This is a genomic window from Sulfurimonas sp., assembly GCF_026196735.1.
Classification (GTDB): domain Bacteria; phylum Campylobacterota; class Campylobacteria; order Campylobacterales; family Sulfurimonadaceae; genus Sulfurimonas.
This window is the reverse complement of record NZ_JAPHUF010000012.1, coordinates 358,938-371,063: the sequence shown is the minus strand read 5'-3', so window position 1 is coordinate 371,063 and position 12,126 is coordinate 358,938. Positions and strand designations below refer to the sequence as shown.

14 protein-coding genes and 1 riboswitch are annotated in these 12,126 nt (G+C 35.2%); of the genes, 5 read left to right on the top strand and 9 right to left on the bottom strand.

The features are described from left to right. Window positions 1–70: 70 nt before the first annotated feature. Window positions 71–145, bottom strand: a riboswitch (cyclic di-GMP riboswitch). Between the two features lie 87 nt (window positions 146–232). Beyond that, window positions 233–601: an HIT domain-containing protein gene (locus OQK60_RS08135; protein WP_297685884.1), complete on the top strand. Its 369-nt coding sequence runs from the start codon at window positions 233–235 to the stop codon at window positions 599–601. A 129-nt stretch (window positions 602–730) separates the two neighbouring features. Here the strand turns inward: OQK60_RS08135 and OQK60_RS08130 are convergent, their stop codons facing one another. The 7 genes from OQK60_RS08130 to metK all read right to left on the bottom strand — a co-directional run bounded on the left by OQK60_RS08130 (window position 731) and on the right by metK (window position 5,390). Next, window positions 731–1,729: a beta-ketoacyl-ACP synthase III gene (locus OQK60_RS08130; RefSeq protein WP_297685882.1), complete on the bottom strand. Its 999-nt coding sequence runs from the start codon at window positions 1,727–1,729 to the stop codon at window positions 731–733. Then, window positions 1,729–2,727, bottom strand: coding sequence for a phosphate acyltransferase PlsX (gene plsX / locus OQK60_RS08125; protein WP_297685880.1), 999 nt, complete (start codon window positions 2,725–2,727; stop codon window positions 1,729–1,731). The genes OQK60_RS08130 and plsX overlap by 1 nt, the downstream gene beginning before the upstream one ends. A 3-nt stretch (window positions 2,728–2,730) precedes the next feature. Further along, window positions 2,731–2,880, bottom strand: a complete 150-nt coding sequence (gene rpmF / locus OQK60_RS08120) for a 50S ribosomal protein L32 (protein WP_008335740.1) — start codon at window positions 2,878–2,880, stop codon at window positions 2,731–2,733. Window positions 2,881–2,914: 34 nt separating this feature from the next. Then, a complete protein-coding gene (locus OQK60_RS08115) occupies window positions 2,915–3,271 on the bottom strand; it encodes a hypothetical protein (protein WP_297685877.1) in 357 nt (118 codons plus the stop codon). A gap of 6 nt (window positions 3,272–3,277) precedes the next feature. Beyond that, complete coding sequence (gene ndk / locus OQK60_RS08110) at window positions 3,278–3,691, bottom strand: nucleoside-diphosphate kinase (RefSeq protein WP_297685875.1); 414 nt, start codon at window positions 3,689–3,691, stop codon at window positions 3,278–3,280. A gap of 138 nt (window positions 3,692–3,829) precedes the next feature. Beyond that, window positions 3,830–4,114 (bottom strand): 4Fe-4S binding protein, encoded by a 285-nt coding sequence (locus OQK60_RS08105; protein ID WP_297685873.1) that lies wholly within the window; start codon window positions 4,112–4,114, stop codon window positions 3,830–3,832. A gap of 115 nt (window positions 4,115–4,229) precedes the next feature. Next, the gene (gene metK / locus OQK60_RS08100; protein ID WP_297685871.1) at window positions 4,230–5,390 is read right to left on the bottom strand and encodes a methionine adenosyltransferase; all 1,161 of its coding nucleotides are present in this window, start codon (window positions 5,388–5,390) and stop codon (window positions 4,230–4,232) included. 173 nt (window positions 5,391–5,563) lie between these two features. Here metK and OQK60_RS08095 point away from each other — a divergent pair, with 173 nt between their 5' ends. The 4 genes from OQK60_RS08095 to OQK60_RS08080 all read left to right on the top strand — a co-directional run bounded on the left by OQK60_RS08095 (window position 5,564) and on the right by OQK60_RS08080 (window position 7,806). Further along, window positions 5,564–6,160 carry a peroxiredoxin gene (locus OQK60_RS08095; RefSeq protein WP_297685869.1) on the top strand — a complete coding sequence of 199 codons (597 nt, stop codon included), beginning with the start codon at window positions 5,564–5,566 and terminating at the stop codon, window positions 6,158–6,160. A 420-nt stretch (window positions 6,161–6,580) separates the two neighbouring features. After that, window positions 6,581–6,952: a transcriptional regulator gene (locus OQK60_RS08090; protein WP_297685867.1), complete on the top strand. Its 372-nt coding sequence runs from the start codon at window positions 6,581–6,583 to the stop codon at window positions 6,950–6,952. 147 nt (window positions 6,953–7,099) lie between these two features. Continuing rightward, the gene (locus tag OQK60_RS08085; RefSeq protein ID WP_297685865.1) at window positions 7,100–7,234 is read left to right on the top strand and encodes a hypothetical protein; all 135 of its coding nucleotides are present in this window, start codon (window positions 7,100–7,102) and stop codon (window positions 7,232–7,234) included. A 155-nt stretch (window positions 7,235–7,389) separates the two neighbouring features. Beyond that, window positions 7,390–7,806 (top strand): nitrous oxide reductase accessory protein NosL, encoded by a 417-nt coding sequence (locus OQK60_RS08080; RefSeq protein ID WP_297685863.1) that lies wholly within the window; start codon window positions 7,390–7,392, stop codon window positions 7,804–7,806. Between the two features lie 15 nt (window positions 7,807–7,821). Here OQK60_RS08080 and OQK60_RS08075 read toward each other — a convergent pair whose 3' ends face one another. Next, a complete protein-coding gene (locus OQK60_RS08075; RefSeq protein ID WP_297685861.1) occupies window positions 7,822–9,084 on the bottom strand; it encodes a PAS domain-containing sensor histidine kinase in 1,263 nt (420 codons plus the stop codon). After that, complete coding sequence (locus tag OQK60_RS08070) at window positions 9,078–12,104, bottom strand: chemotaxis protein CheB (protein WP_297685859.1); 3,027 nt, start codon at window positions 12,102–12,104, stop codon at window positions 9,078–9,080. Before OQK60_RS08070 ends, OQK60_RS08075 begins: the two co-directional genes overlap by 7 nt. Between the last annotated feature and the right edge of the window lie 22 nt (window positions 12,105–12,126).

Sequence of the window (12,126 nt, the reverse complement as noted above, 5' to 3'; positions counted from 1 at the left end):
CACAATACTGAGATTGTTTATACCTGCTTGAAATAAATTTTGATAGATAAAGAAAATGTAGTGTAAATACCTAGGTAGTCTGGCGATCTACGAGAGACCCATAACTTTCCGTACTTGCTTCGCAACAAGGTTGGCTTTTTCTAATATTTATCAAGGCGTATATTATAACAAAATATTATATCAATGTCAAAAAAGAACAATTTTTGCTATGATTATAAACAAGGAATAAATAATGATAATCTATGAAGAAAAAGAGCTTTATGTTGAGACAGAAGATAGTGAAATACCTTGGTTGAAAATCTTTACAAAAGAAGCCTACAAGGAACTCGGGGATGTCCCAAAAAGCTTAAGAACTAAGCTTTGGGATGTTTATGATATTATAGAAGAAGAGATGAAAAACTACTATAATCCAAAAAAAATAAATATGGCTTCATTTGCCAATATGCTGCCAAGAGTGCATATACATGTAATGGCAAGATTTGAAGAAGACAGCTACTTTCCTAACCCTATGTGGGGAGAAAAACTAAGAGAAGCTAAACTAAATCTCCCAAATGAGAAAGAATTTCACAAAAGAGTTAAAAAAGCTTTAGAAAATTTGTAAGTTATGAGAAAGTTAATAAAATGAATAATTTCGTTTAAGTTCGAGACGGAATTTAGTTAATTTGAGGAGCTTACTAATAGTAAGTGACGAATATTCACTAAATTTCAACGAAGAAATTAAGCTATAGTATCATTTTGAAGGGCTAAAAGGGACTAGCGCTGAACCCCATGTCAGCCCCCCGCCAAAAGCATCAAGAAGCATCAGCTCACCCGATTTTAATTTTCCCTGCTCATATATATCGTTTATCGCCATTGGTATAGAAGCGCCCGATGTGTTTCCATATTTTGCAACTGTCAGTACAACCTGCTCGTCTTTTAGCTTTAGAGCATCGCCAACGGCTTTTATTATGCGGTAATTAGCTTGGTGTGGAACAAAATGCTTGATAGCAGAACTTTCAATGTTGTTCTCTTGTAAAATCTCAATAACATCTTTTGTAAGAGTACGAACAGCAACTTTAAAAGTCTCATTACCCTTCATTTGCATAAAACAGCTATTTGCTTCTTGGTCCAACGAATCGTGAGCGGAGCCGCTTCCACCATTTGGTGTCATAAGCAAGTCTGCAAATGTTCCGTCTGCGCCAGTGTGAACATCAATAATAGCTTCGTCTTTGTTATCGGTTGCACAAATCATAGCAGCACCGGCACCATCTCCAAAAAGGATACATGTGCCTCTGTCTGTGTAGTCAGTAATAGAAGATAATTTTTCAGCACCGACAATAAGAACATTTTTTTTCATTCCGGATTCTATGAATGCTTTTGCGATAGATAAAATATAAACAAAACCTGTACATGCAGCAGATATGTCAAAGGCAGTTACATTGCCAAGTCCAAGCTTTGTACTTATTATAGTAGCTGTTGATGGCATACAAAAGTAATCAGGAGAGATAGTTGCACAAACAACCATATCAATCTCACTCTTATCTAAGCCGCTTCTTTGGATTGCTAATTCTGCTGCTTTAACACCCATATCACTTGTAAATTCATCGTCTGCTGCAATATGACGCTCTTTTATACCCGTTCTCTTAGTAATCCACTCATCTGAAGTATCAACCATTGTAGCGAGGTCTTCATTCGATAATATTTTACTTGGTACATAAGCACCGATAGAACGAAACGCAGCATAAGCCATTAATTTTCCTTAGCTTTAAGCGCTTCTAGTCTTTCAACTATATGCTCGTTTACGCCAGTATCCACATAATTAATAGCTTGGTAAATAGCATTTTGTATTGCTTTTGGAGTGCTTTTGCCATGTCCGACAATTACACAGCCTTTGATTCCAATGAGTGGCGCACCGCCTATTTCATCATAGTCCATTTGTTTCTTAAGAAGTTTAAAAACTTTTCTCATTAACAGCGCACCCGTAATAGCAACCGGAGATTTTCTAATATAATCTTTAATCAAACCACTGATAGTTGAGGCAACACCTTCGCTTGCTTTAAGTACTAGATTTCCAATAAAACCATCACATGTAATTACATCGCAAGAACCATTGAAAATATCGCTGCCTTCAACATTTCCCTTGAAGCCTTTATAGCCATTAAGCAATTTAAATGCTGCTTTTGTAACTTCATTGCCTTTTGAGCTCTCTTCACCGTTTGCTAAAATACCTATTGATGGAGTTTCAATACCAAACATATCTTCAGCATAACATCCACCCATAACTGCAAATTGTGCTAAATGCTCAGGTTTAGAATCAACATTAGCACCAACATCTAATACAATCGATTTTTTAGAATTTTTTGTAGGCATCAACGCTACAAGAGCAGGACGAGAGACACCTTGAAGGCGTCCTAACCTAAGAGTAGCCAGAGTCATTGTAGCTCCACTGTGACCGGCAGAGACTACACCGTCAGCTTCACCGTTTTTTACTAACTCTATAGCTTTATAGATAGTACTGTCTTTTCTCTTTACTGCATCAGTCGCTGCATCACCCATAGAAATCACATCATCAGTTTCTACTATAGAAATTTTATCTCTATAACGCTTTGGTAACAGAGGTAAAATTTCAGATTTATTTCCTACAAGTATAGGTATGAAATGTTTTTTTCTAAGTGCAAGGATACAACCTTTAACAATTGGATCGGGACCGAAATCCCCACCCATTGCATCAATAGCAATTTTTATCATTGACTACTTATACTCACCAGTTGTAGGGTTGATATGGTGTGGAAGTTTATAAGTTCCATCCTTATCTTTAACTGGTTTAGCTAAAGTGATTTTATAGTGAGTTCTTCTTTTCGCTGAACGAGAATGTGAGACTCTTCTTTTAGGTACTGCCATATTTTTTTCCTTTGTTTAGATTTGTTTACAAAAACTATGAGTTTTTACAATTTTCGCAACTGTTATAGTCGCTTTTAATGAGTTCTATTTCTGAATTCATAAGATCTTCTATCTCTATTGTAGAATCAAATGATTCTACAACATCCAATATAGAGTCTTCTTCTTTTTCATAAATGCCATCTGAGATAAAAAATTCTATATCTTCATTAACATCTAGTTTAAACTCTTCAGCACAGACATCACAGACTGTAGTGATTTTACCACTTAATTTTGCTTTTAACAAAATTAATTTGTCGGCATGATACTGTAAATAACCTTTAAAAGTTATTTCATCAGATTTTACTTCAAAATCTAATGGTGTTTTACCAACTTTTCTAAGCGTTACTTGCATAAATGCTTAAGAAATTTCTCTCTCTGAGAAAAAGAATGCAATCTCAATGGCTGCATTTTCAACAGAGTCACTTCCGTGAACTGCATTTGCATCTATATTTTCAGCAAAATCTGCACGAATTGTACCAGCTTCAGCTTCTTTAGGGTTAGTAGCACCCATTAGATCACGGTTCTTTTGCATAGCATTTTCACCTTCTAAAACTGTTACAACTACCGGACCGCTAATCATAAAATCAACTAGATCTCCGAAAAAAGGTCTCTCAGCGTGAACTGCGTAAAATGCTTCCGCATCAGCGCGTGAAAGTTGAATCTTTCTTGTTGCTGCAATTTTAAGACCATTGCTCTCAAAACGATCTAAAATTTTACCGATAACACCCTTGGCTACGGCATCTGGTTTTATTATTGATAGTGTTCGTTCCATCAAATCTCCTGTAAATATATAAATTGTGAGTGGAATTGTATCTAAAAAAGATTGTGTTTAGAATTAAATTGAAAAATTTGTGGGTAAAAAAAGGTGTGGATACTACAAAGTGTAATTCACTTTGTAGTGTAAAAGTTACTACTCTACTACAGGTTCTTTATTTGAACGCTGTTCGTCTGTAATATCTTCACGATGCTCTGGGCTTTCACCAATAGCATCCCAAGTAATACATCCTTCAGTAGGACATGCTGTTGCACATGCTGGTTCGTCATGATGACCAACACACTCTACACATTTATCAGCATAAACATAATAAATTTCTTCATCTGTTGGATTATCATCCTCATCTACAATCGCTTCTACTGGACACTCATCTATACAAGCACCACAGTTAATACATGTATCATTTATAATTACAGCCATAGGATTCTCCTAGTTATTTTTAATTTCGAAAGTAAGTTTAACAGAAGATTTTTAAAGATAGCTAAAATATCTTCTGTAACTAGTATAATAATATGAATATGTTACACTTTACATACTATTGAAGATTTAAATATTTTTTAATCTCAACAGCTCTGTTTGTTGACTCCCAGGTAAAGCCTTCTTCTTCTCTGCCAAAATGACCATAAGCTGCTGTTTGTCTATAAATAGGACGAAGCAAATTAAGCGAATCTATAATCCCTTTAGGTGATAAATCAAAAAGCTCTTTTACACACTCTTGTATTTTTTCTTCATCAACTTTGCCTGTACCGTGAGTATCAACCATTATAGAGGTAGGCTGAACTACACCGATTGCATATGAGACCTGAATAGTCACTTTTTCGCAAGCACCGCTTGCAACTAAGTTTTTAGCTACATGTCTACATGCATACGCAGCACTTCTGTCAACTTTCGTAGGATCTTTTCCGGAAAATGCCCCACCGCCATGAGGACAATACCCGCCATAAGTATCAACTATTATCTTTCTTCCTGTCAGTCCGGCATCACCTTGAGGACCGCCTATTACAAATTTTCCGGTTGGATTTATATGAAATACAGTATCCTCTGTAATCATTTCTGCCGGGATAACTTCTTTTATAACTTCATCTATTACATCTTTGTGAATCTGTTCTTGTGAAACATCAGGTGCATGCTGAGTCGATACAACAACCGTATCAACCGATACCGGTTTGCCATCTACATACTTGATACTTATCTGCGCTTTTCCATCAGGACGAAGATATGGGATAATTCCCTCTTTGCGTACCTCAGCTAATTTGCGAGTCAAAAGATGTGCTAAGTAAATCGGCATAGGCATTAACACCTCTGTTTCATTACAAGCGTAACCAAACATCATACCTTGGTCACCTGCTCCAATCTCTCCATCAGCTTGATCAACACCTTGATTTATATCCGCAGACTGCTCACCTATTCCATTTAAAACAGCAGCAGATCTGTGGTCAAAACCATAAGTAGCATCCGTGTATCCTATCTCTTGAATAACTTTTCTAGCAATCTCTTGCATAGGGGCATAAGCCGTTGTCTTCAATTCGCCTGCAATTACACAAAAACCATTTGATACCATCGTCTCACACGCAACGCGTGCATTAGTATCATGCTCAATAATATAATCCAGAATCGCATCACTGATTTGATCTGCCATCTTATCAGGGTGACCTTCTGTTACAGACTCTGAAGTAAATGTATACTCTTTCGTCATCGATTTTCCTTATTGAAATACGGAGTCGTGCTCCATAAATCGTCGAGATTATATCTAAAAATAGTAATCCAAATATTGATTGATTCTTAAAGCATAAAAGATGACTAAATAATTAGATTATTATTAATATACTTTTGTTAAAATTTCACAAAACAAACTAAAAGGACATTTACATGTTAGTAACAAATCCAGCTCCAGACTTTACAGCAACAACAGTTTTAGGTGACGGCTCAATCGTTGAAGACTTTAAATTATCAGAAAATATGGGTGAAAAAGGTACAGTAATATTTTTCTATCCACTAGACTTCACTTTTGTATGTCCATCAGAACTAATCGCTTTTGATCACAGACTTCAAGACTTTAAAGATCGCGGAGTAAATGTTATCGGTGTATCTGTAGATAGCCAATTTTCTCACTTTGCTTGGAGAGAAACTCCAATCGATAAAGGTGGTATCGGAAGAGTTGGTTACCCTCTTGTAGCTGACCTTACAAAACAAATAAGTAAAGATTATGATGTACTTTTTGGCGAAGCAGTAGCTTTACGCGGTTCATTCCTAATTGACGCTAAAGGAATTGTTCGTCATGCGGTAATAAACGATTTACCACTTGGTCGTAATATAGATGAAATGATTCGTATGGTAGATACAATGCAGTTTACTGATGAGCATGGTGAAGTTTGTCCTGCTGGTTGGCAAAAAGGTGACGAAGGTATGAAAGCGACAACAGAAGGTGTTGCTGAGTATCTTGGTAAACACAAAGACGATTTATAATCATCTCTCTTTTTTAATTCTCACATCTTTGTGGGAATTACCTCTCTAAATCCCCATTCATAATATCTCAAATTACATTTTTTTGTTGTTTTTTGCTAATTTAGCTAAAATTGTCACTCATAATTTTTGCAAGGAATTTAATGATTTAAACAATGGACTTAATGTATTGAATAATATAGGAGATAATGTAATGAAACTATTAGAAAAGTTTTGATTATAAAGCTTTATTTTTAAACTATGTCTTTGCGAACAAATCTCCTCTTTAGAATTGTAAAATAAGTTAAACATTTCAATCTGCAATATATTCTCGAATGTCAAATAAAACTGGGTAAAGTTCGAGGCAAAAAAAGTTCAAAAGAGCAAGGCTGTGCCTCATGGAGTTAAATACTCTTTAACTTTGCATGATAAAAGGATGAAAAGATGAAACTAGAAACTTTAAGAGTAGGAATAATGCCTTTACAACAGTACAAAAAAAGAACTATCGCTATTGCAAAAGGCGAATATACCCCTAAAAAAGATGAGCCTAAGATATGGCTTGAATCTCTAAAGTCAATGGCTCAAATACTCTCAAACGAAAATCAAGAATTACTTAAAGTTATTTTGATTAATAACCCAAAATCATTAGCAGAGCTTGAAAAACTAACAGGAAGAGCAAAATCAAACCTCTCAAGAACACTAAAAACTCTTCAAAGGTATGGAATAGTAGATTTGACAAAAGAAAAAAACACACTTATTGCCGAAGTAAGAGCGACAAACTTCAAAGTGGAGTTCGGTCTTGGAGAGGTTGCATAATATAAGACAAGTCTTGAATAAAAGATAAAAATTGTCTTAATTAAAAATAGTACTTTAAAAACCATAAGAAGCTTAAAAGTTAAATCGGATAAAATTTGTCTGATTTAAAAATACTAGAGGGTAACGCTCTCTTAACAAGGATACACAATGAAAACATTGATTTTATTAATCGGATTAACACTAGGTGCTCTTCAAGCTGACAATATCGTAGTATACGATACTAAAAATGGCAATAATGCTGAGACTATTAAGCCTAATCACCCAACTCAAGATCTTTACTAAAAGATACTAGAGTTTTTTAACTCCTTACTCCACCTTTTTGGTGGAGTTTTTTCTTCTACTCCTTAGACTTCCCTTTTATATTGCAACTATTTATATTAATTAAATAATTAAATCGCTATCATTTAGTATTCGATTTTATTATAATGGATTACAAAATGAAAACTACTCTATTAATATTTTTACTTATACTATCTCTTAATGCTTCTCAAGAAGAGCATAAAAGAAAGATACCAAGCCATATAGTTGACGCCAAAGAGTATATTTTGGTAGATTCTAAAAAAGCATTTTTTATATTAGGAAGTCATAAAGTTGGGACAATGAAAGAGTACTTTGCTTTTATCAAAAAAGAAGATGCCGAGGAACATGTCAAAAAATATGGCGGCTGTGTTGTTGATTATGATACCTATGCAAAGATGGATGACAAAGAAGTTGAAGAGTATGTTAAAAAACACGGCATTGTTGCAGAAAAAGAGAAAAGCGCTAAAGCTGTAGATGCAAACAATACCGCAGATACTAACACTACGGAGTCAGATATATACAACAAAGAGAATATGCAGAAGTATAAGTTCTAAATACTTCTGTATGTTTTACTTAACACCATGCTTATTTAAGGTGACCACAAAACAAGCACCTTGGGATGCGTTGTACCAAGTTAAACTCCCTGAAAGTTGTTTTTCTGTAATCATTTGAGCTATATATACTCCTAAGCCTGTACCATTACTTTTTTTAGTTGTGAAATAAGGCTGATTGATTTTATCTATGACATCTTCTGGTATTCCACCGGCATTGTCACAGATAGTCAAAACAGTGGCAGCATCTGTTTCATTTACTGATATGTCAATATTGGCACCTGCAACATTGTTTGACACCAGCGCATCTTTTGCATTTATCAAAATATTAATCAGAACCTGCATCAATAAACTTTTTTGAATCAACATAGGTGTATTACTGTCGTTTTGTATCTTTAATGAGACTTTATTATGTTCTAGAGTTTTACTAATGACTTTTATCGTAGAGTTTATTACATCTTGTATTTTTGTATATTCTTTTGGCATATCTGACTTAAAATAATTTTTAAAATCATTGATAGTATTAGACATATAAGAAATATTTTCAGAAATTATATTTGAATTTTCTTCAATGGCCGCTGTATCAAGCTGCTTAAATGTTTGTTTTGTTTGAATATTTGCAATTGCCAAACCAATGATATTTAAAGGCTGTCTCCACTGATGTGCTATCATACTTATCATCTCTCCCATAGCAACATATCGAGCCTGAACAAGAATCATCTCATCTTTTTTCTTCATTTCCTCTTCTACTTTTTTTTGCTTGCTAATATTGCTAAAGACTAATCTGTAAGTATTTTTTTCATCCTCTTTTACCGCAGTAGCAGACAAATGCACCCAAGTAATGGTGCCGTCTTGATTTACTACACGCAGTTCACATGAATGCGGCTTGGATGATGCTGCAACTTTTTTTTTATGTAAATAGAAAATATCTTGATCATCAGGAAATATAAAGTCAGATATTGATTTGTATATCAATTTACTACTCTCCAAGCCAAACACTTCGGATGCTCTGAAATTAATTTTTGTTATCAAATTTTTATTGTTGATTGTGCAGTAACATACAGGAGCCATATTATAAAGATCAAAATAGAGATCTTTGCTCTCTTGTAGTTCTTTATGCGAACGACGGAGTTCTTCATTTTGCATCTCAAGTTCTATCCTGTGAACTTCCAACTCTAAAAATATCTCTTTCATTTTTGCCTGTGAGACAGACGGCACTTGAATCATTTTCTCATTAACAATGGCTTCAGCTTTTGATCGTAATAAATCTTTATCTAACATTTTTTAAGTTCCTTAAGTTCTGTTACTCTGGAGTCAGTTTTTCTTTGTGTCGTGACTATGGCATATATATCTTTATCTTCATTGATTAAAGCTGTCGAAGTAATAAGTACATCTACGATAGCCCCATCTTTAGCTACGCGTTTAGTACGGTATGGCTTTATAGTTTCTGATTTGCTCAGGCTATATATCTTCTGAATTTCATCTTTTTTATCTTCACTTAAAACCATCTGCTCAACATTCATCTTTAATGCTTCAGTCTCACTCCAGCCATACATTTTTTGTGCTTGAGGATTCCAAGACAAAATATTTCCATCAAGGTCTTGCATGATGATTGCATCATTTGAGTCTCGTATTATACTTGTCATCGCTAACAGTCTTGTATTTAGTTCACTCAAATCTTCGCGCATCTGCACTGTTTCGCTGATTTCTGTAAATGTTACAACTGCACCCTCTATCACATTTTCAAGTGTGCGATATGGCTGAATACACATGATGTAATACTTTCCGTCTACAGTTTTGACTTCAATCTCTTTTGGGATTAAATTCTCAAGGACTTCTTGCAAATCTTCTTGCAGATTGTTATACCCAAGTATATTTGAGACAATATGATTTATCGGACGACCTATATCACTTGAGATAAGATTAATGATTTTTGTAGCTGCAGGAGTAAACCGCAAAAGATTCAGGTCATGATCTACAAATATTGTACCGATTCCGGTACCCGCTAAAAGGTTGTTCATATCATTGTTTGAGCGTGACAGAGCCACTACCTTCATCTGAAGTTCCGCATTAACCGTTGAGAGCTCTTCATTTACAGACTGCAACTCTTCTTTAGAAGTCTCAAGTTCCTCGTTACTTGACTGCAGCTCTTCATTCATAGACTGTATCTCTTCGTTTGAGGAGCGAAGTTCTTCGTTAGAAATATTAAGTTTTTCATTGGAAGTCTTGAGAAACTCCTCTTGGTCATGAAGTTCTTGCGTCAACCTTTTAATATACGAATTTGTACTTGAGGTTTCTTGCAACTCACTCATACTTGCATTTTTATCATCATCAGCAATATCACTCTCTTGAAAAATAACAAGATACAAAGTAGCCTTAGAAACAGAAATATTGTCTTTTGAAACTGGAACAACACTTATGTTAAGCATTCTAAAGTGATCATTTGTTTTTACTTTCACATCAATACTACGCACAGTCTCTTTTGTCTCAGTCGCTTTATGCAAAGCTATAATCAAACTTCGCTGTAGTGAGTTATGAGTCATTTTTAAAATATTGTTTATGCCTGTTTCTCCAGATGGCAGTTCAAGATAAGTTCCTGCATTTCCATAAAGATATAAAATATCACCCCTCTCATCTACAAGGATTGCTGAGGGAGCAATCTCTTGTAGGAGTGTCTGTTCGGTAAGTTCGCGTAATGGAACTTTTATGGGAATGCTGATTTTTTGTGTAACTTGCCGAGGCAATGGTTGTGTTACACCTGTTGAATGTGTTGCCATTGGATAAGTTCCTTGAGTATTGTTTTTGCGCTGAAAAAGCTTGGACTTGTGGTCTATTGCCACAAATAAATTTCCAAATTCACCTATGGTTTCGGAACTGCCTAAAAATAAAACTCCTTCGTCATTGAGAGCATAGTGAAATGTTGGAATAATTTTCCTTTGTATATCCGAATTCATGTAAATCAATAAGTTACGGCATACGATAAGATCAAGTTTTGAAAAAGGAGGGTCTTTGATAATATTTTGTTCAGAAAATATCAACATGTCTCTTATTGTCTTATGAATACGATATTTTTCAATATCTGAATCATACTTAAAAAAATGCGACAATCGCTCTTTAGAAATATCCAAAGCAATGTCTTTTGGATAGATTCCTGCTCTGGCTGTATCTATCGCATTTGGGTCAATATCAGTAGCAAACAGCTGTACTGCAAAGTTCAGGTTTTCTTCATGCATATACTCATATAAAAGTATCGCCAAAGAGTAAGCTTCTTCACCGCTTGAACACCCAACCGACCAAACCCGAATCGTGTCACCGGGTTTTTTATTTTTAAATATCTTTGGAAGGGCTCTCTTTAGTTCCACAAAAGCATCTTTGTCACGGAAGAAACTTGTTACCCCTATTAGCAGTTCATGAAACAAATCATCTACTTCACGAGGAGTTTGTTGTAGGTATTTAACATACAAGCTAAGGTTTTCAATCTGATTTAAAGCCATTCGTCTCTCTATTCGACGGTTTATCGTACTTGGCTTATACTGAGAAAAATCGTGACTTGTCTGGTCTCGCAGTAAAATAAATACTTTTCTCAGTTCATTTTCACCATTTAACTGCTGAATATATATATCTTTGGAAGTTATATTGTTGACATATTTAGTATACTCCATCAGTTTTTGCGGCATATCTGAGGGAGATAACTCGTAATCTACCAAGCCTGTGTTAATGGCACTCTCGGGCATACCCTCATACTCACAAGAGCTAAGCTTTTGGGCAATAACCATCCCAGCCGCAGCTTTAATGGCTCGTATACCTTGAGTGCCGTCACTTCCCGTGCCTGAGAGTACTATACCTATAGATTTATCGGCTTGATCCTGAGCTAAAGAACGAAAGAAATAATCAATCGGAAGACGCTGCGCGCGTGGTGTGATTGGCTCTAAGAGTTGAAGTTTACCATTGATAAGAGCCATGTCCTTATTTGGCGGAATTATATAAGTACAATTCACCTCTACTTTCATTCCGTCCTCAACTTCAAATACATGCATATTTGTATATCGCTGAATTATTTCTGTAAGAATACTCTTGTGGTCAGGTGCGAGATGTTGAACCAAAACAAAAGCCATATTTGGTTTAGTATAAGATGACATTGAAGAAAAAAAACTTTCAAAAGCTCCAAGACCGCCTGCAGAAGCCCCAATGCCTACAATTGAAAAAGAGTTTTGTTCAAAACTGCTCTCCTCTGAGCTATTTATCGCTATAGTATCGTTTTGTGATTTTTTTGAGGTTTTGCTTTTACTCTTTTTTTGCATATAAATTTTTTCCGAGTCAACT